Consider the following 18697-nt stretch of genomic DNA (forward strand, 5'->3'; position numbering starts at 1 on the left):
TTTAAATTAAATATTACAAAACGGAGTATTTGCCTTTGAGTTTTACTTAATTCAGTGGTAAAATTTTATTGAATTTTAGATTGTGATTTTTTTAATTACTGTCTAAAATGGGTGGTAAGTTACTGCATCTATTTTCCTTACTGTTCACTAAAATGAAAGGAAAAGAGAGGTGATATATTGTGGACAAGACTCGTACTTTCCAATTGATGGGTTTAACCTTTAATGTTGGGAATATGATTTCTGGTATTGTTGTGGCTTTAGTTGTTTTCGGTTTAGTTTTTTATTGTTCGCGAAAAATTCAATTAAAACCAAAAGGAAAACAGAATTTCTTAGAGTATATGATTGACTTTACTAATGGAATTATTAAGTCTACAATGCCAAGTGGTTCAACCAAGGGTTATGGACTTTGGGCATTTACCCTCTTCTACTTCATATTAATCTCTAATCTTTTAGGATTGTTTTTACATATTGAAGTTGGTGGGGTAGTATATGTTAAAAGTCCAACCGCAGACCCTATTGTTGCAATGACCTTTGCTTTAATGTCATTGTTAATTGCACAATATTCAAGTGTTAAGAAACTTGGTTACAAAAAACATTTTGAAACCTATATGCAGCCAATCTCATACTTGTTGCCAATTAACTTGATGGAAGAATTGACTAATTTCTTAACACTCGGTATTCGGGTGTACGGTAATATATTTGCTGGTGAACTATTAGCAGGATTGATTGCTAAAATGGCCTTTTCTGGTGGGATTGGAATGATCTTAGTTTCTGCTCCACTAGAATTAGCTTGGCAAGGTTTTTCAGTCTTCATTGGTTGTATCCAAGCTTATGTTTTTGTAACTTTATCATGTGTCTATGTTGCTCACAAATTAGTTGTTGAGGAATAGAAAAAGGAGGATTTACTAATGGGTCTTATTGCTGCAGGAATCGCTATGGGTGGTGCCGCTATTGGTGCCGGAATTGGTGATGGAATTTTAATTTCAAAAATGCTTGAAGGAATGGCACGTCAACCAGAACTTTCAAATACTTTAAGAACTAACATGTTTATTGGGGTTGCTTTGATTGAAGTTATGCCTATCTTAGCCTTCGTTATTGCTATGTTAGTAATGAACAAGTAGTAACGTTTTTCTACTTTTGAAAAAGGAGGTGTCAATAGATGTTTACACATTTAATTGTTGGAGCTGAATTTAACATTGGTGATGCGTTGTTCTATGCAATTCTATTTCTTATTTTAATGTTTGCTATTAAAGTTGTAGCTTGGAAACCAGTTACAAAAATGATGCAAGATCGGGCTGACAAAATCTCAAATGATATTGATACAGCTGAACAAGCTAGAAATAAAGCTGTAGAATTAGAAAAGCAACGTCAAGCCGCATTAGCTAATTCACAAGAAGAGGCTGGTGAAATAATCAACAAGGCACAACAAACAGGTGACAAGCGTCGTGACTCAATTATCGAAGAGGCTCGTTCGGATGCACAATCGCTTAAAGAAAAAGCACAATCAGATATTGAGCAGCAAAAGAAGGACGCCCTTGTCGATTCGAAAAATGACGTAGCCGATTTATCTATTGAAATTGCTTCCAAAATCATTAAGAAGAGCTTGAATGCTGATGATCAAAAGGCGTTAATCGATTCTTATATTGAAGGGTTGGGTAATAATGAGTCTAACTAAGCTTGATGTTGCCAAACGTTATTCGAAGGCACTTTACGAAGTTTTAGAAAGTGATAATAGTATTAACGAAGTTAAAACGGAGTTAAATGTGTTAAACCAAGTCCTTCAAACAAATCCTGAATTGGAAATTGCTTTGAGTGGAGTTACCTTGAATAGTCATCAAAAAGAATCATTATTAAATCTTTTGATTACTGATGTATCTTCCAAATATGTAAAGAACTTAATTAACATGTTATTCGAATATCATCGAATTAATGATTTGGGTGCAGTTATTGATGAATTTAATAATTTGTATAATGAAAAACATGGGATTGTGCAAGCAGAAGCAACAACTGCAATTCCACTAAGTGATACTGAAAAAGATAATTTAGCTAAGTCATTCGGTAAACGAATTAATGCTAAACAAGTTGAATTGTCTACAAAAATTAATCCAGATATTATCGGTGGTGTAATTCTTAGATCATCGGACGTGGTGTTTGATGGAAGTATTCGTACTAAGATTGAACAAATAAAGCGGTTATTATTAAAATAATGATATCTTTCAATAAAGAGGTGAAACTTTTATGAGCATTAAGGCTGAAGAAATCAGTGCTCTAATTAGAAAACAATTAGAAGGCTATAAAGATGACCTTACTGTAGACGAGACTGGTATTGTTACATATCTTGGTGATGGTGTTGCTCGTGCTTATGGTCTTGATAACGCCTTATCTGGTGAGTTACTTGAATTCCAAAATGGAGTTTATGGAATGGTTCAAAACCTAGAAACCAATAATGTTGGGATCGTTATTCTAGGTGACTATACTGGGATTCGTGAAGGCGATACAGTTAAACGAACTGGACGTATCATGGAAGTTCCAGTTGGTGATGCAATGGTTGGACGAGTTGTTAATGCTTTGGGACAACCAATTGATGGTAAAGGTGAAATTGATACAACTCAAACCGCACCAATTGAGCATAAAGCTCCTGGTATTATGGAACGTCAATCAGTTGATCAGCCCCTTCAAACTGGGATTAAGGCAATTGATGCCTTAGTTCCAATTGGTCGAGGTCAACGTGAATTAATCATTGGGGACCGTAAAACAGGTAAAACCTCAATTGCCATTGATACAATCTTGAACCAAAAAGATCAAGATATGATTTGTATCTACGTTGCCATTGGACAAAAAGATTCAACTGTTTTGCAACAAGTTGATACTTTAAATAAATTTGGAGCAATGGATTATACAATCGTTGTTTCAGCTGGACCATCAGAACCAGCTCCGTTGTTATACGTAGCGCCTTATGCTGGTGCCACAATGGGTGAATACTTCATGAATAAGGGAAAGTCAGTTTTAATCGTTTTTGATGATTTGACTAAACAAGCTAATGCTTATCGTGAACTCTCATTAATTTTGAGACGTCCACCTGGTCGTGAAGCTTATCCTGGTGATATTTTCTATACTCATTCTAGATTACTTGAACGTGCTGCTAAATTGAATGATAAACTCGGTGGTGGTTCAATGACTGCTTTGCCAATCGTTGAAACTTTAGCTGGTGATGTTTCAGCATACATTCCCACCAATGTAATTTCAATTACTGATGGCCAAATTTTCTTAAATGCGGACATGTTTTATGCTGGTGATCGTCCCGCTGTCGATGCCGGAACTTCTGTGTCACGAGTTGGTGGTGATGCTCAAATTCCTGCTATGAAGAAAGTTGCTGGGACCCTTCGAATTGATTTAGCATCTTATCATGAACTTGAATCATTTGCTCAATTTGGGTCAGATCTTGATGAATCTACCAAATCTAAGTTAGATCGTGGTGCTAGAACGGTCGAAGTTTTGAAACAAAAGCTTCATGATCCAATTCCAGTTGAAAAACAAGTTCTTATTCTTTACTGCTTGACGCATGGATACTTAGATAAGTTACCAGTAGATGATGTTTTAAGATATCAAGCTGAAATTTTCAATTATTTTGATGATTCACATGCCGAACTATTAAAACAAATTAAAGAAACTGGTAAATTGCCAGCCAAAGAAGATATGGATAAGGCAATTGAAGAATTTGCAAATATTTTTCAGCCATCAGTTAAAGATGAAGAACATAAATAACTTGAAGGGAGGTCGTAATCATGGTTGAATCAATGAATGAAGTTAAGCATCGAATTGCATCAACGAAAAGTACGCGTAAAATCACTGAAGCAATGGAAATGGTTCAAACGGTTAAGTTAAACCAAATTCAAGGCCAAACAAAGACTTATGACAAGTACGTTTCCAAGATTAAATCAGTTGTGATGCATCTTGCTAATTCTCATATGTTAGACAACCAAAAACCTTCAAGTTCTGATAGTAGTAGCAAATCTAAAATAGCATATTTAGTAATTACTTCTGATCGGGGAATGGTTGGAAGCTACAATAGTAATGTAATTCGAGGAACAAATCGCTTCATTGAAGAACATACTCCTAACAAAGCAGATTATTTAATTTTAGCAGTTGGGGGTAATGGTGCTGATTTTTACAGGAAAAATGGTGCTAATGTAGCTTATGAATATCGGGGTGTTTCTGACATTCCAACATTTAGTGAAGTTAAAGGAATTGTGAAAGCAATTAGTCAAATGTATGAAGATGGAGTTTTTACAGAGTTATATGTTTGTTCTAATCATTTTGTAAACCGAATTCGATCCGATTTTAAAGCACAAAAATTATTTCCAATGGATCGGGAAGCAGTGGAAGAAAGTATGGATGGTGCTAATGGTGCCGGTTCAACAGTTAAAACACAAGTTTTATCAGCTGAATATGATGTTGAACCTTCAGAAAAAGAAGTGTTAGAGGCCATCTTGCCACAATATGCCGAAAGTTTAGTTTATGGAGCTATCTTAGATGCTAAAACTGCTGAACATTCTTCAAGTTCAATGGCGATGAAAGCTGCTACAGAAAATGCTGGAGATTTAATTTCAAGTTTGGAATTAAAATACAATAGAGCTAGACAAGCTGCTATTACTACTGAAATCACTGAAATTACTGGTGGTCAGGAAGCATTGAATCACTAAAGAGGAGGAATTAACGCATAATGAGTACTGGTAAAGTTGTACAAGTTATTGGACCAGTTGTTGACGTTGAGTTTCCCTTAGATAGTGACTTACCAAAAATCAACGACGCTCTAAAAGTTAAAAAAGGTGAAAACGAAGTCTTAGTTACGGAAGTTGCACTTGAATTAGGTGATGGAGTAGTTAGAACAATTGCTATGGATGGAACTGATGGGTTACGTCGTGGCATGGAAGTTGAAAATACAGGAGCTCCAATTGAAGTCCCTGTAGGTAATGACACTCTAGGTCGAGTATTTAACGTTTTGGGGGAAACCATTGATGGTGGACCACAATTTGGACCGGATGCTGAACGATGGGGAATTCATCGTCAAGCACCGAAGTTTGATGAAATTAATCCATCAACTGAAGTCCTTGAAACTGGTATCAAAGTTATTGATTTACTTGCCCCTTATATTCGAGGTGGTAAGGTTGGATTGTTCGGTGGTGCCGGAGTTGGTAAAACCGTTTTAATTCAAGAACTTATTCATAATATTGCCCAAGGACACAACGGTATTTCAGTTTTTACTGGAGTTGGTGAAAGAACTCGTGAAGGTAATGATATGTACTTCGAAATGAAAGGTTCCGGAGTATTGAAGCAAACTGCCATGGTGTATGGGCAAATGAACGAGCCACCTGGTGCCCGGATGAGAGTTGCACTAACTGGATTAACTTTAGCTGAATATTTTCGTGATGAAGAAGGCAAAGATGTATTATTATTTATTGATAACATTTTCCGATTTACGCAAGCAGGTACTGAAGTTTCAGCTTTGTTAGGTAGAATTCCGTCAGCCGTAGGTTATCAGCCTACACTTGCTACTGAAATGGGACAACTTCAAGAACGAATTACATCAACCAAAAAAGGTGCAATTACTTCAATTCAAGCTGTTTATGTTCCAGCCGATGATTATACTGATCCTGCTCCTGCAACCACATTTGCCCATCTGGATGCAACAACTAACTTGGAACGTTCATTGACTCAACAAGGTATCTATCCAGCCGTTGATCCTTTGGCATCAACATCGTCTGCTTTAGATCCTAACATTGTTGGTGATGAACATTTTAAGGTAGCTAGTGAAGTGCAACATGAATTGCAAAGATATCGGGAACTTCAAGATATTATTTCAATTTTAGGGATGGATGAATTATCTGATGAAGAAAAGACCATTGTTGGTCGTGCTCGTCGAATCCAATTCTTCTTATCACAACCTTTTTCAGTTGCAGAAACCTTTACTGGAGTTCCAGGTAAGTATGTACCTGTTAAAGATACAGTTGCTGGATTTAAAGGTATTTTGGAAGGTAAGTATGATGAAATACCTGAAGATTTCTTCAGAAACTGTGGGTCAATTGAAGATGTAGTTGCTAAATACAACGAATCTAAACAAGGGGTCAACAAATAAGGAGGGTTCTAATTGGCTGATAATAGTTCAGTATTAACCGTTAGTATCGTTACTCCTGATGGTGAAGTATATTCAAATGGTAAGGCTTCACTTGCGGTTGTGCAGACCCAATCAGGTGATTTAGGAATTATGGCAAATCACATTCCTGTGATTGCCTCTTTAAAAATTGGTTCGGCGCAAATTAAGTCTGCTGATAATTCTGATATTTTAGCCGTTAATGGTGGATTTGTTGAGTTTTCAAATAATGAACTTACCATTGTAGCTGATAGTGCAGAACTTAAAGTTAATATTGATGTTGCTCGTGCTGAAAATGCAAAAGAGCGTGCCCAAGAAAAACTTAAAGAAGCAAATGAAACTCATGATCCTGAATCTATGAAACGTGCTGAAGTTGCCCTACGAAGAGCGATTAATCGTATTAATATTTCAAAATATTAGAGTAATAAATTAATTTAATGTTTTATTAATTATAATTTAATCTAAACGACTGAATTCAATTTGAATTCAGTCGCTTTTTTTCTAGTTTATAATTGTTAAGAATCAGTTAAACCATTGGTATAAACGACATTCTTTGATAATTGTGATATCATTGTATTGGAATAATGGGAGGAAAATCAAATGAATATTTTTGGAATTCAAGCAATGATTGACGTTGTGTGCCAAATCTTTTTTGTACTTTTGGCCTTTTGGGCAGTACAGGGAATTCACTTTGAACGTTTTTTACCAATTCAAGAAAAACAAGGTAAAGTTTTAATTGTGTTGATTTCAATTGCAATTGGCTTTCTTTGCAGTTCATTTTTTCTTTCTTTTATTGAAAATATAAAAAATTTAACTTTACTATTTTAAAAACTAGGGGATAGCTTCATGGAAAAAATTATTTTACATGGTGGGCATAAGCTTGCTGGAAACGTTCATATTGAAGGGGCAAAAAATGCAGTTTTACCCATTTTAGCAGCTACAATTCTAGCTAGCGAAGGTGAATCAGTATTAACAAATAGTCCCATTCTTTCTGATGTGCATATGATGAATGATGTTTTAGAAAGTTTGCATACTAAGGTTAATTTTGATGAACCAAACAATGTTATTACTGTTGATGCAACTGGGGAATTAACCTCAGAAGCACCATTTGAATATGTTTCAAAGATGAGAGCTTCTATCGTCGTCTTGGGGCCTTTGTTAGCTCGCTTAGGTAAAGCTCGGGTTTCACTTCCTGGTGGGTGTGCAATCGGTTCTCGTCCAATTGATATTCATCTTAAAGGATTTGAGGCCATGGGAGCTCATGTTGAGCTTCAAAATGGTTATGTTGAAGCTTCTGCACCAAATGGTTTAGTTGGAACGGATATTTATTTTGATTTTCCAAGTGTGGGTGCTACACAAAATGTGATGATGGCAGCTACGCTTGCAAAAGGAACAACGGTCATTAAAAATGTTGCTCGAGAGCCAGAAATTGTTGATTTAGCTGAAATGTTAAATGATATGGGAGCTAAAGTATCTGGTGCAGGAACTGATACACTTACTATTGAGGGAGTTAAAGCTCTTCATGGAGTAAAACATGCAGTTGTCCAAGATCGAATTGAAGCCGGAACTTATATGGCAGCTGCCGCTTTAACTCAAGGAAATGTATTAATTGAAGATGCGATTGCAGACCATAATGGGCCATTTATTGCTAAGCTTCGCGATATGGGCGTTACTGTGAAACAAGAGAAAAATGGAATCCGCATCATTGGACCAAAAGGATTGAAGCCAGTTGATGTTGAAACTGCTCCATATCCGGGCTTTCCAACTGATATGCAGCCACAAATGACTGTTTTGCAATTGGCTGCCAATGGGGTAAGTACTCTAACGGAAAATGTTTTTGAAAATCGATTCATGCATCTTGATGAACTTCGTCGTATGAATGCTCAGTACGAAATTAAGGGTAATGTAGTTGTAATGCACGGTCCAACTCATTTTAAGGGAGCAGAAGTTTCAGCGACTGATTTAAGAGCAGCCGCAGCTTTGATTTTGGCAGGTTTAGTAGCAAGTGGTGAAACTATTGTGACTAATCTTAATTACCTTGATCGGGGTTATTATCAAATTGAAGCTAAGTTACGTAAACTTGGTGCAGATATTAGACGAATTAAATAAACGTAAATAATTTGTTTTATTTATTATGATATAATTTGGATATCGAATGAATAATTGAAGGGAAGAAATTTTATGGCTGAAGATATAGGAATTGATTTAGGAACAGCCAATGTTCTTGTTTCTGTAACTGGGAAAGGTGTCGTACTTAATGAACCTTCGGTAGTTGCTGTTGATACTAAAACTAATAAGGTTTTAGCGGTGGGCAGAGAAGCATATGAAATGGTTGGTAGGACTCCAGGTAACATTAAAGCAATTCGTCCATTAAAAGATGGAGTTATTTCGGACTTTGATGTCACTGAATCAATGTTAACTTATTTTATTAACAAATTAAGTGTTAAGAAAGTTGTTTCAAAACCAAAGGTGATGATTTGTGCACCAACAAATATTACTAACATTGAAAGAAAAGCAATTATTGAAGCTGCCCAAAAAGCAGTTGGTGGAGAAGTTTTCTTAGAAGAAGAACCTAAAGTTGCTGCTATTGGAGCGGGAATGAATATCTTTGAACCAACTGGTAGCATGGTAATTGATATTGGTGGTGGAACTTCTGATATTGCAGTGGTTTCATTAGGGGACATTGTTGCTAGTGAATCACTTAAAGTTGCTGGTGATGTTATGAATCGTGATATTGTAGAATATTTAAAACGCAATCATAACATCATTATCGGAGAACATACTGCTGAAAATATTAAAAAAGAAATTGGAACTGCAAATGTAGATGTTACTGAAATTAAAGAAATGCAGGTTCGAGGTCGAGACGCAGTGAGTGGAATGCCAATTTCAATAAATATTAATAATAAGGAAGTTGCTGAAGCGCTTCATGGAACCATTTCAGTTATCATTAATGGTGCAAAAAGTGTGCTTGAAACAATTCCTCCAGAATTAGCTGCTGATATTATTGATCGAGGTGTAATGCTAACGGGTGGTGGATCAATGCTTGCAGATATTGATACTGTAATTTCAAATGCATTAACAGTTCCAGTACTTATCTCAGAAGATCCATTAGAGAATGTTGCTAAAGGAGCCGGTGCACTTTTAGATCATATGGCTAAAGAAACACCTAAATCTAATAAGAAAAAGTTCAGTTTTTTTGGAAATGCTAATTAGGTGAAGTTTTGCAAAAGTTAGCAATTTTTTTAATTAAAGTTTATCAAAACTATCTTTCTGCGTATACTCCAGCTAGATGTAGATATCAACCAACTTGTTCAAATTACATGCAAATAGCAATTGAACGATTTGGTTTTTTTCTTGGGTTAATTATGGGGCTGGCAAGAATTCTCAGATGTAATCCCTTTGTAAAAGGTGGTTATGACTTTGTGCCAACCCATTTTAGTATTCGAAGAAATCACAGTAATCAAGATTAAATGGTAAATGGTTTATTTCTAAGGAGAAAAATATGTCACGTAAACAAAAGGAAATTGAAATTAAAGTTGTTAATGATCCAAGCAATAACAAGATTCGACTTGTACAAATTAATGACCAAACCGTTGGCAGTATTGCTGAAAGTGATGGTAAGTTTGAAGTAGTGGTTGGGGAAAACACTTTTTATGAAAAAAGTGAAGAAGAAGCTCTCCATCAAGTAGTAAGGGAATTTAACTTACACCAAAGATAATTATTAAACTTGATTTACTAATATTGAGGGGAGGTTATCGTGTTTCGAAGATTACAAATAAAAAACGATAACAGAATTGATTGGGGAATTATTTTTTGTGTTCTTATGCTAGCTTTAATTGGCATTGGATCAATTTATGTTGCTGCATCACATGATAATGGTACAGTGTCCGTTTTAAAAGCGGTTATTTCACAGGTAATTTGGTATGTTATTGGAGCAATTGCAATTGTAATTGTAATGCAATTTGATGCAGAACAACTTTGGAAAATTGCACCTTATATCTACGGATTAGGGATATTTCTTTTATTTGCGGTTTTATTCTTATATAGCCGTGCTTATTTTGCTCAAACTGGAGCAAAAAGTTGGTTTGCGTTTGGTCCATTTACTTTTCAACCATCTGAAATTATGAAGCCGGCTTACATTTTAATGGAAGCCCGAATAATTGCACAACATAATTCACAATATCCGCATCATACGGTACGCAGTGATTGGAACTTAATTGGAAAAATGTTTTTATGGACGCTGCCGGTTATTGTTTTATTAAAATTGCAAAATGATTTTGGGACAACAATTGTCTTCATTGCTATTTTAGGTGGAATGTTAATTGTTTCAGGTATAACTTGGAAAATTTTAGGTCCTGGGCTGGCTGCATTTATTGGAATTAGTACTGCAGCAATTGTAATGGTAGTAACCTCTGGCGGTCGTTCAATTTTAAGTTCTCTTGGATTTAAAGCTTATCAATTTGCTCGAATCGATAGTTGGCTTAATCCAGCTTCTGATTCTAGCAATCAAGGATTTCAATTATGGCAAAGCATGAAAGCAATTGGTTCTGGTGGATTAACTGGTTCTGGTTTTAACGTTTCACACGTATATGTTCCCGTTCGTGAATCAGATATGATTTTTTCAGTAATGGGGGAAAATTTTGGTTTTATTGGTGGAACCTTGCTAATTTTATTGTACTTTTTATTAATTTACAATATGATTAAAGTTACATTTGAAACTAAAAATGTTTTTTATGCCTATATTTCAACTGGAGTAATTATGATGATTTTATTCCATGTGGTTGAAAATATTGGGATGAGTATTGATTTAATTCCTATGACAGGAATTCCTTTGCCCTTTATTAGCCAAGGGGGATCAGCCTTAATTGGTAATATGATTGGAATTGGTTTAATTATGTCAATGCAGTATCATAACAAGAGTTCTATGTTTAGCACAACTAAAAGTTTTTCATAAAAAGTATGTTTTACATGCTTTTTTTCTTATCAAATTATTTAATAAGTGATATACTTAGGGTTCCAGAAATTATGAACGGGAGTTAGAAAAATGACAGATAAAAAGTTACACTTAGCATTATTATTTGGTGGTGATTCATCAGAACATGATGTTTCAAAACGTTCAGCTCATAACATTTATGATGCCGTGGACAAATCAAAATACGATGTAAGTTTATTTTTAATTACTCGGAGTGGAATTATCTTAAGTAATGAAGATTCACTTCGCGTTTTTGATGGGGAAGATGAAACAAAAGTAGTCGAAGAAGTAGTTCCCAAAATGAATTTAAGTAATCCATTAGAGCCAATTATTAACTTGAATAAAGAAAAAAATATTGATGTATTTTTTCCAATTATTCATGGTAATTTGGGAGAAGACGGAACGATTCAAGGATTACTTCGTTTACTTCAAAAACCCTATGTTGGAAGTGGTAGTTTAGCATCTGGAATGGCTTATGATAAAGATCTTACTAAAAAGATGCTTGATGTTGTAGGGGTTAGAAATACAAACTATGTTTTAGTTACTCCCGATAACGAAAAAGATTGGAATTATGAAAAAATCAGTGAACGGTTAAATTCAAAAACTCTTTTCATCAAACCATCACGTCAAGGTTCATCAATTGGAATTCATAAAGTTGAAAATCAAGATGAATATGCTGCTGGGATGGCTGATGCGCTTCGTTATGATACTAAGGTATTAGTTGAAGAAGCTATTGAAGGACCCGAAGAAGTTGAAATTTCAATTTTAGGAAATGAAAATCCTAAGGGTTCAAAGGTTGGTGCAATTAAAGTTCCGGCTAGTGATGCTTTTTATACTTATGACAATAAGTTTGTAGATGCTAGTAAAGTTGAATTTACTATTCCTGTGGCTCTTCCAGCGGGGATAGCGGAAGAAATTACTGATATGGCAATTAAAGCTTTTAAAACGCTCGAATTAAAGGGAATGGCTAGAATTGATTTCCTAGTTTCTAAAGATTACACCCCATACCTTGGCGAAATTAATACTTTGCCAGGATTTACTAATATTTCACTTTATCCGCAACTATGGGAAGCTTCTGGAATCAGTTACACAGAATTAATTGATAAGTTGATTGAATTAGCTTTTGAAGAGTTTGAACGTCAAAGTAAGATTGCACATGATTTTATTCCTTTGAATAAGGGAGATCAAAAAAAGGTTTACGAAGCAAAATAATCAAAAAAAAGAAGTCAGAAAATTTTAAATTTTCTGACTTCTTTTTTACGTAATTATATTTAGAAATGTAATAGGTTTATAAAAATTATTGACCTTACCAGTTAGGTAGCTCATAATCTTTAGTCGTATGAAAAAATATGGCTAATTTTATTAATTGAATAGGAGAATTTTAATTATGATTATCTTTCCGTCTCAGACGATGCTGCAAAGGCTTAGTGTAATAGTCAAGAGCCGTCGTGAAGATATCCATATGTCACAAACCGAGTTAGCTGATGGTATCTGTACTCAAACAACAATTAGTACTTTAGAGAATAAAGGATGTTTCAAATCATGGCAGATTGTACCACAAATTTTTGAAAAGTTAAATTTAGATATTGATGATTTAGAAAACGAATGTAGTTATCGTTATGGTGAGATTAAACTAAAACAAATTGAAAGAAATTTATTAATCCATAATTTTTCCAAAGCACAAAAGCGCCTTAAAAAGATTAAACACGAAAATCTAGATACGAAAAATTTGTTAGCTAGGTACGAATGTAACTCTGGATTTGTTGATTTGTTTGTTAATCACAACCAAGATGATGCTCTTTGTAATTTTAATTTAGCACTCAATAACCACCGAACTCGAGATAATCAAATTGTAATGGGATGGTCATATTTTGGAATTGCTTTAGCATACTATCAGTTAAATCTATGTAAGCAAACCAAATATTATTTAAATTTGGCAATTAAAGAATTACATTTTTGTTTAAACAAGAAGTTAAAAACAGCTGAATTTCAACAATTAATCAGATTTTCTATGACTCTATTAGTTATGATTGCTCAAATTGATGAAGCAAAACTGTGCTTAATTGAAAGTGAATTGATAGTTAAAAAACTAAAACAATACCATTCATTTTATTGTCTTCGTGATTTTTATACATTAATGGGAACCTGCTTTATTGAAATTGAACAAAAAGAAAAAGCTGCAGAATACTTCGATTTAGCTAAACAGCTTCAAGGTTTATATTCATACAGCAATTTCAAAAAATTAAATCTATTTTTTAATTTTTTAATTTAGACTGAGCTTTCTTTGAATCAAAGGGTTGATTATTCAAATTAGTTCTAACAACTAATACATCCGTAGTAGCTGTTCTTGTAACATATTCTGTGACTGAACCAACTAGTAAGCGTGCCACTGCATTTAGTCCAGTAGCACCAATCATAATTAAATCAATCCCTAATTGAGATGGAAGTTCTTTTGCAATGATGGTTTTTGGAGCCCCATACTCAATTGAGTAATCAACTTTTTCTAGTCCTACTGATTTGGCTTCCGCAACATATTTTTCAAGGTTAGTTTTAGTCTTTTCAGTCACTTCACTAACAATTGAAGTATCAAAGCTAGAAATGTCTTGAAAAGTTCTTGTATCAATTACATGGACAAGATGAAGATGAGCCTCATTTCTTTTAGCAACGGCCACTGCTTTTTTAAATGCTAATTCAGCTCCATAAGAACCGTCAACTGGAACTAAAATGTTTCGATATTCTTGTAACATAATGATCACCTCGTAGTTTATTTACCTAATTGTAAGCTTAATAAAAATAAATTCCAATTATTTGTTAATAAATTGAATGATTAGCAATTCAGGAACGACACAACCAATACAACCCAAAATTAAGGTGATTACAATTAAAATTAAATTGTTAACTAAGGCTGCAGTAAAGCCTAAGAATGCAATAATTATCAAACAAATCCCACTAATTTTAAGAATTTTACTTAAATTAAGATTTTTTTGAGGATTAAACATTAAAAAGGGTTTATGAAGATGTTTTAAAAAGTAAATTCCATTTCCGAGTAAGAGAGCAGAGAATAAGATTAGAAGAACTTTAATTGCCATAGGATCCTCCTTTATTAGCTTGATTTAAACGTTCATATTGTTTAGCAAGAATTGTTTCAAATTTACTATTTTCTTTGGGGTGATAATATTTATCATTTTTAATTGGGTCGGGCAGATATTGTTGCGAAACCCAACCGTTTGGATAGTCATGAGGATATTTGTAACCAACCACGCCTAATTTTTGGGCTCCTTGATAATGCGCATCCCTAATTGCTTTTGGAATTTCACCATAATCTCCAGTTTTAACCTTGTTAACGGCTTCATTAATTGCAGCATATCCGGAATTTGATTTTGGCGACAAACATAATTCAATAATAGCATCAGCTAGAGGAATTTGGCCTTCTGGAAGACCAAGTCGATCAGCTGCCTGAACCGCAGTTACTGTTCTCGCACAGGCTGCTGGATTAGCCAGACCAATATCTTCATAAGCAATCACCATTAGTCGACGAGTCAATGAATTTAAGTCACCAGCTTCAATTAAACGAGCTGCGTAATGAAGAGCAGCATTTACATCAGAGCCACGAATTGACTTTTGTAAAGCCGAGATTACATTATAGTGAGCATCACCATTTTTATCCTGAGTTAAAGCCTTCCTTTGTAGGCAAGCCTCAATATCATTTAGTGCAATGTGAATGATATTATCAATTGGAGGAGTTGATTTAGCAGCCAATTCTAAAGCGTTTAAAGCACTTCTTAAGTCGCCATTGGTACTATGCGATAAAAAATTTATAGCTTCTGGAGTAATTTTAATGTTTAAAGTACCTAAACCATTTTGCTTGTCTTTTAGTGCACGTTCAAGCCCTTGTTTAATATCTTGACTAGATAAAGGCTTAACTTGAAAAATTTGTGTTCTAGAACGAATGGCTGGATTAATGTTGATGTAAGGATTTTCTGTGGTTGCCCCAATTAGGATAATTTGACCACTTTCAAGCAAGGGAAGCAGAAAATCTTGCTTAGTTTTATCTAAACGATGAATTTCATCTAGTAAAAGAACCACCGTACCACTCATTTTTGCTTCTTCAGCCACAATTTGTAAATCTTTTTTTGTATCAGTAGCAGCATTTAAAACACGAAAAGCATACTTAGTTGATCCTGCAATTGCACTTGCAATACTAGTTTTTCCTGTACCAGGTGGTCCATATAAAATCATTGATGAAAGTAATTTAGCTTTGACCATTCTTTGAATAATTTTTCCAGGTCCTACTAAGTCTTGTTGCCCAACTACTTCATTAATTTTTTTGGGGCGCATTCGATATGCTAATGGCTTTTGCATTTTATCCCTTCTTATTTATTAAATAATTTTTGCCAAAATGTTTTTTTAGTAGCAATTTTAGGTTCGGACTTAGTTGATTGTGGATGAAACTCAATCTCATTTTGGTTGACTGCATTTTGTGATGCAACAACAATGCCATAGTCATCCGCTTTGGTTCCATAAATTTTATCGGTCTTTAACGTGAACTTAGTATTGTTCTTTGTTGCAATTTTAATATAAGGACTTTGTTTGGTAGGGGAAAGATTTCCATTAATGATAATAATTAAGTCTGGATTATTTAAAATTAGTTTTTCTACATTAGCGATAGCTTCTGGATTAAGTACACTAGAATTTGGAATTGCTAATAGAACCCGTTCTTTGAATGTTCCTAGGTAACGCCGTTGTTCATCAGGATTGATTTTGGGAGTTCCACCGTTCATAGCTTGATCTAGACGATTTTGAACATTTTCATTTTCAGTAGGCATTTTTTAAGCTCCTTCATTTTTAGTGACTTTATTGTAACATTATTAAAAAAGGGCATACAAAAAAGCGGTCTCAATTGAGATCGCCTTTTTAGATACTTTATATTAACGGTTGTAGTATTCAACAACTAATGAAGTATCGATATTTGCATTTAGTTCATCTGGTTGTGGAAGTCTTGTTAATGAACCTTCAAGCTTATCAGCATCAAAGGATACGTAAGCAGGACGACTAACAACATCATTCACAGCTTCGGTAATGATTGCCATGTTTTTTGACTTTTCACGAACAGCAATGATTTGACCAGGTTTTACTTCATATGATGGAATATCAACACGTTTACCATCAACGGTAATGTGACCATGGTTAACTAATTGACGTGCTTGACGACGAGTAGTTGCTAAACCAAGACGATAAACAACGTTATCTAAACGTTGTTCAAGCTTGATTTCGAAGTTATCACCATGCTTACCTTCACGAATTTTACCAGCTTTTAAGAAAAGAGCATAAAATTGACGTTCAGTTAAACCGTACATGTAACGTAACTTTTGCTTTTCACGTAATTGAACACCATATTCTGAAAGTTTTTGACGACGACCTTGACCATGAACACCAGGAGCGTAAGGACGACGTTGTAGTTCTTTACCAGTACCTGATAATGAAATACCAAGACGACGAGAAATTCTCCAACTTGGACCTGTATATCTTGACATAATTGAATCCTCCAATAAATTTTTTGGAGTAAAATAAATGTTGTACACTTAGTATTCGTGCATATTCCTCTGAATTTTCACCTCAGCAGCCGTGGGTTACTAATTAGACTATAAATAGCAAGAATATGTTGACGAGCTTACCGTATACTGCTGCATTATTTTACACGAAGTATATTATATCGTGATTAATTGATAAAAGTCAATGAATTCAAGCCTTAATCTGTAAAATTATCATTATTATAGGCGCTTTATGATATAATCTTAGATAATGTACCACATACATATAAAAATTAAAAAGGGCGGATAACATGCTTAATGCACTGATTGGTATCGTTGTAATTATTATTATTGTTTATATTTCAATTGTTGTTTATCAAAAACATCTTTTGAAACTGGCTGGGAAAATGCAAGTTGAAGCAGAGCACTTTGCAAACTTAAAGGTAGAGAAGGAATTAAACCAAGTAAAAGAACTTGGTTTAATTGGCGACTCGTTAGCTAAAATTAATGAGGCTGAAAAACAGTTTGATCAAGTGGTTAAAAATGATATTCCACAATTAAATTTAATTTTAGACAACGTAAAGAATAGTTCAAAAGGAATCAATTTTCTTAAAACAAGAGACGAAACTGATTCAGCACAAAATCTTTTAGAAAAAGTAGCAGCTAATTTGGATAAAGTTCAAGCAGCTATATCTCAGACTGATAAGTTAGAAAAAGAACATCGAGCAGCTATTACTGATTTAGAGGAACGATATAAAAGATTACGTAAAATTTTATTAACTAAAAATAGTGATTTTGGTCCAGCACTAGATGCTCTTGAGGAACAGTTATCCTCAATTGAGAAGACCTTCGATGATTTTTCCAAATTGACTCAGCAAGGTGATCATGTTAATGCTGAAAAGATTCTAGTTGATTTAAATCAAGCGACGATTACATTGGAAAATACCATTAACGTGATTCCGACCCTCTACCAAGCAAATCACATAAAATTCGACAATCAAATTAATGAAATTTCAGAAGCATACCAACAAATGCGTACTGAAGGTTTTGCTTTCAACGATGATGATTTTGAAATATCATTAAAAGAATTACGGCAAGCGGTAAATGATAACATTATGAGTATTGGTCATTTGGATGTTCAACTGGTTAAAGATCAAGATGACGAAATTGCAAAACGAATTAATAATTTGTATGACAAGATGGAAGAACAAATTAAATCTCGAAAAGCAGTAGATCAATTAATTAAAAAAATAGGAAAATTTATTGAGCATGCGTATTATCAGAATAGAGCTTTAAGCGATGAACTGGATCAGTTAAGTCACAATTACTCATTAGAACATGGAGAAATTGAAACCACTAAACAATTGGCAGTTGAAATTAATGAAATTGGTCAGCAATATAAAGCTGATTTAAATTCAATTAATGAGGGTCAAGCTGTTTACAGTGAGATCGATAGTCACCTTGAAAAATTTAAAGCTGAATTAACTAAGATTGAAAAAAAGCAAATGGCTTTAAATGATTCAATTTCAGATTTTAGTGCCGAAGAGAAAAGGGCGCATCAAATATTAAGTGATCTAAATGCTGAACTACATGCAATTCAACGCAAAATTGAAAATTTAAATCTTCCAGGAATTTCGGATGATTATGTGGATTACTTTGGAATTGTAGCTGATGAAATTAATCATCTTAGTTCTACCATGAATAAAGTTAAAATTAGTATGGATGATATTCAAAAACAACTGGAACAAATTAAATCTGATCGTGATACTTTACAAGAAAAAACTGATGATTTAATTGATCAATCAGTTTTAGCAGAACAAGTGATGCAGTATGCTAACCGATATGTGGGTAATTCTACTGAAATTGATTCCGCATTAGCGAAAGCGAAAAATCTTTTTGATCATAAGTTTAATTACGGAGATAGTTTAGCTACGATTGCCAATGCTATTGATAAAATTGAACCTGGTTCATACAAGCGAATTGAAGATCATTATTATGCTAATAAGTCAACTACGACTAAAAAATAACATTTACCAGGTTGAT

At 34.2% G+C, this 18697-nt stretch carries 22 protein-coding genes; 17 read left to right on the forward strand and 5 right to left on the reverse strand.

The features are described 5' to 3' along the window. The first annotated feature begins 179 nt into the window (after nucleotides 1–179). The 16 genes from atpB to AC0GLY_RS02510 all read left to right on the forward strand — a co-directional run bounded on the left by atpB (nucleotide 180) and on the right by AC0GLY_RS02510 (nucleotide 13395). Nucleotides 180–890 (forward strand): F0F1 ATP synthase subunit A, encoded by a 711-nt coding sequence (gene atpB, locus AC0GLY_RS02435; RefSeq protein ID WP_496611953.1) that lies wholly within the window; start codon nucleotides 180–182, stop codon nucleotides 888–890. Nucleotides 891–908: 18 nt separating this feature from the next. Further along, entirely contained in the window at nucleotides 909–1121 is a 213-nt protein-coding gene (atpE, locus tag AC0GLY_RS02440) for a F0F1 ATP synthase subunit C (protein WP_496611954.1), read from the forward strand. Nucleotides 1122–1159: 38 nt separating this feature from the next. Then, complete coding sequence (gene atpF, locus AC0GLY_RS02445; RefSeq protein ID WP_496611955.1) at nucleotides 1160–1675, forward strand: F0F1 ATP synthase subunit B; 516 nt, start codon at nucleotides 1160–1162, stop codon at nucleotides 1673–1675. Continuing rightward, nucleotides 1662–2207, forward strand: coding sequence for an ATP synthase F1 subunit delta (gene atpH / locus AC0GLY_RS02450; protein WP_496611956.1), 546 nt, complete (start codon nucleotides 1662–1664; stop codon nucleotides 2205–2207). The genes atpF and atpH overlap by 14 nt, the downstream gene beginning before the upstream one ends. Nucleotides 2208–2238: 31 nt before the next feature. Further along, entirely contained in the window at nucleotides 2239–3765 is a 1527-nt protein-coding gene (gene atpA / locus AC0GLY_RS02455) for a F0F1 ATP synthase subunit alpha (RefSeq protein WP_496611957.1), read from the forward strand. Nucleotides 3766–3785: 20 nt separating this feature from the next. After that, entirely contained in the window at nucleotides 3786–4703 is a 918-nt protein-coding gene (locus tag AC0GLY_RS02460; protein ID WP_496611958.1) for a F0F1 ATP synthase subunit gamma, read from the forward strand. A gap of 20 nt (nucleotides 4704–4723) precedes the next feature. Then, complete coding sequence (gene atpD, locus AC0GLY_RS02465) at nucleotides 4724–6136, forward strand: F0F1 ATP synthase subunit beta (RefSeq protein ID WP_496611959.1); 1413 nt, start codon at nucleotides 4724–4726, stop codon at nucleotides 6134–6136. 12 nt (nucleotides 6137–6148) lie between these two features. Beyond that, nucleotides 6149–6571 (forward strand): F0F1 ATP synthase subunit epsilon, encoded by a 423-nt coding sequence (locus AC0GLY_RS02470; RefSeq protein ID WP_496611960.1) that lies wholly within the window; start codon nucleotides 6149–6151, stop codon nucleotides 6569–6571. Nucleotides 6572–6751: 180 nt separating this feature from the next. Further along, the gene (locus AC0GLY_RS02475) at nucleotides 6752–6979 is read left to right on the forward strand and encodes a DUF1146 family protein (RefSeq protein WP_496611961.1); all 228 of its coding nucleotides are present in this window, start codon (nucleotides 6752–6754) and stop codon (nucleotides 6977–6979) included. An 18-nt stretch (nucleotides 6980–6997) separates the two neighbouring features. Continuing rightward, nucleotides 6998–8260, forward strand: a complete 1263-nt coding sequence (murA, locus tag AC0GLY_RS02480; RefSeq protein ID WP_496611962.1) for a UDP-N-acetylglucosamine 1-carboxyvinyltransferase — start codon at nucleotides 6998–7000, stop codon at nucleotides 8258–8260. Between the two features lie 72 nt (nucleotides 8261–8332). Further along, on the forward strand, nucleotides 8333–9364 hold the full coding sequence (locus AC0GLY_RS02485; RefSeq protein WP_496611963.1) for a rod shape-determining protein: 1032 nt from the start codon (nucleotides 8333–8335) through the stop codon (nucleotides 9362–9364). An 8-nt stretch (nucleotides 9365–9372) separates the two neighbouring features. Then, nucleotides 9373–9621 (forward strand): membrane protein insertion efficiency factor YidD, encoded by a 249-nt coding sequence (gene yidD / locus AC0GLY_RS02490; RefSeq protein WP_496611964.1) that lies wholly within the window; start codon nucleotides 9373–9375, stop codon nucleotides 9619–9621. Nucleotides 9622–9653: 32 nt separating this feature from the next. Then, complete coding sequence (locus tag AC0GLY_RS02495; protein ID WP_496611965.1) at nucleotides 9654–9869, forward strand: DUF2969 domain-containing protein; 216 nt, start codon at nucleotides 9654–9656, stop codon at nucleotides 9867–9869. Between the two features lie 39 nt (nucleotides 9870–9908). Continuing rightward, a complete protein-coding gene (locus tag AC0GLY_RS02500; RefSeq protein WP_496611966.1) occupies nucleotides 9909–11105 on the forward strand; it encodes an FtsW/RodA/SpoVE family cell cycle protein in 1197 nt (398 codons plus the stop codon). Between the two features lie 90 nt (nucleotides 11106–11195). Further along, nucleotides 11196–12335, forward strand: a complete 1140-nt coding sequence (locus tag AC0GLY_RS02505; RefSeq protein WP_496611967.1) for a D-alanine--D-alanine ligase family protein — start codon at nucleotides 11196–11198, stop codon at nucleotides 12333–12335. A 175-nt stretch (nucleotides 12336–12510) separates the two neighbouring features. Next, on the forward strand, nucleotides 12511–13395 hold the full coding sequence (locus AC0GLY_RS02510) for a helix-turn-helix transcriptional regulator (RefSeq protein WP_496611968.1): 885 nt from the start codon (nucleotides 12511–12513) through the stop codon (nucleotides 13393–13395). Here AC0GLY_RS02510 and AC0GLY_RS02515 read toward each other — a convergent pair. The 5 genes from AC0GLY_RS02515 to rpsD form a co-directional block, all read right to left on the reverse strand. Continuing rightward, nucleotides 13379–13870, reverse strand: coding sequence for a universal stress protein (locus AC0GLY_RS02515; RefSeq protein ID WP_496611969.1), 492 nt, complete (start codon nucleotides 13868–13870; stop codon nucleotides 13379–13381). The two genes, AC0GLY_RS02510 and AC0GLY_RS02515, sit on opposite strands and share 17 nt — an antisense overlap. A 57-nt stretch (nucleotides 13871–13927) precedes the next feature. Next, a complete protein-coding gene (locus AC0GLY_RS02520; protein ID WP_496611970.1) occupies nucleotides 13928–14212 on the reverse strand; it encodes a hypothetical protein in 285 nt (94 codons plus the stop codon). Beyond that, nucleotides 14202–15485 (reverse strand): replication-associated recombination protein A, encoded by a 1284-nt coding sequence (locus AC0GLY_RS02525; protein WP_496611971.1) that lies wholly within the window; start codon nucleotides 15483–15485, stop codon nucleotides 14202–14204. The genes AC0GLY_RS02520 and AC0GLY_RS02525 overlap by 11 nt, the downstream gene beginning before the upstream one ends. 11 nt (nucleotides 15486–15496) lie before the next feature. After that, nucleotides 15497–15949 (reverse strand): YueI family protein, encoded by a 453-nt coding sequence (locus tag AC0GLY_RS02530; protein ID WP_496611972.1) that lies wholly within the window; start codon nucleotides 15947–15949, stop codon nucleotides 15497–15499. A gap of 102 nt (nucleotides 15950–16051) precedes the next feature. Continuing rightward, nucleotides 16052–16657 (reverse strand): 30S ribosomal protein S4, encoded by a 606-nt coding sequence (gene rpsD, locus AC0GLY_RS02535; protein WP_496611973.1) that lies wholly within the window; start codon nucleotides 16655–16657, stop codon nucleotides 16052–16054. Between the two features lie 308 nt (nucleotides 16658–16965). Here rpsD and ezrA point away from each other — a divergent pair, with 308 nt between their 5' ends. After that, entirely contained in the window at nucleotides 16966–18681 is a 1716-nt protein-coding gene (ezrA, locus tag AC0GLY_RS02540) for a septation ring formation regulator EzrA (protein ID WP_496611974.1), read from the forward strand. The last annotated feature ends 16 nt before the right edge of the window (nucleotides 18682–18697 follow it).

It is taken from the genome of Fructilactobacillus sp. YLN 2507 (assembly GCF_059614085.1).

What these genes read in the sequence shown, in the direction of transcription:
- atpE (WP_496611954.1), top strand. Translation starts at nt 909, where the DNA reads ATGGGTCTTATTGCTGCAGGAATCGCTATGGGTGGTGCCGCTATTGGT.
- atpF (WP_496611955.1), top strand. Translation starts at nt 1,160, where the DNA reads ATGTTTACACATTTAATTGTTGGAGCTGAATTTAACATTGGTGATGCG.
- atpH (WP_496611956.1), top strand. Translation starts at nt 1,662, where the DNA reads ATGAGTCTAACTAAGCTTGATGTTGCCAAACGTTATTCGAAGGCACTT.
- atpA (WP_496611957.1), top strand. Translation starts at nt 2,239, where the DNA reads ATGAGCATTAAGGCTGAAGAAATCAGTGCTCTAATTAGAAAACAATTA.
- AC0GLY_RS02460 (WP_496611958.1), top strand. Translation starts at nt 3,786, where the DNA reads ATGGTTGAATCAATGAATGAAGTTAAGCATCGAATTGCATCAACGAAA.
- atpD (WP_496611959.1), top strand. Translation starts at nt 4,724, where the DNA reads ATGAGTACTGGTAAAGTTGTACAAGTTATTGGACCAGTTGTTGACGTT.
- AC0GLY_RS02475 (WP_496611961.1), top strand. Translation starts at nt 6,752, where the DNA reads ATGAATATTTTTGGAATTCAAGCAATGATTGACGTTGTGTGCCAAATC.
- murA (WP_496611962.1), top strand. Translation starts at nt 6,998, where the DNA reads ATGGAAAAAATTATTTTACATGGTGGGCATAAGCTTGCTGGAAACGTT.
- AC0GLY_RS02485 (WP_496611963.1), top strand. Translation starts at nt 8,333, where the DNA reads ATGGCTGAAGATATAGGAATTGATTTAGGAACAGCCAATGTTCTTGTT.
- AC0GLY_RS02495 (WP_496611965.1), top strand. Translation starts at nt 9,654, where the DNA reads ATGTCACGTAAACAAAAGGAAATTGAAATTAAAGTTGTTAATGATCCA.
- AC0GLY_RS02505 (WP_496611967.1), top strand. Translation starts at nt 11,196, where the DNA reads ATGACAGATAAAAAGTTACACTTAGCATTATTATTTGGTGGTGATTCA.
- AC0GLY_RS02510 (WP_496611968.1), top strand. Translation starts at nt 12,511, where the DNA reads ATGATTATCTTTCCGTCTCAGACGATGCTGCAAAGGCTTAGTGTAATA.
- AC0GLY_RS02515 (WP_496611969.1), bottom strand. Translation starts at nt 13,870, where the DNA reads ATGTTACAAGAATATCGAAACATTTTAGTTCCAGTTGACGGTTCTTAT.
- AC0GLY_RS02520 (WP_496611970.1), bottom strand. Translation starts at nt 14,212, where the DNA reads ATGGCAATTAAAGTTCTTCTAATCTTATTCTCTGCTCTCTTACTCGGA.
- AC0GLY_RS02525 (WP_496611971.1), bottom strand. Translation starts at nt 15,485, where the DNA reads ATGCAAAAGCCATTAGCATATCGAATGCGCCCCAAAAAAATTAATGAA.
- AC0GLY_RS02530 (WP_496611972.1), bottom strand. Translation starts at nt 15,949, where the DNA reads ATGCCTACTGAAAATGAAAATGTTCAAAATCGTCTAGATCAAGCTATG.
- rpsD (WP_496611973.1), bottom strand. Translation starts at nt 16,657, where the DNA reads ATGTCAAGATATACAGGTCCAAGTTGGAGAATTTCTCGTCGTCTTGGT.
- ezrA (WP_496611974.1), top strand. Translation starts at nt 16,966, where the DNA reads ATGCTTAATGCACTGATTGGTATCGTTGTAATTATTATTATTGTTTAT.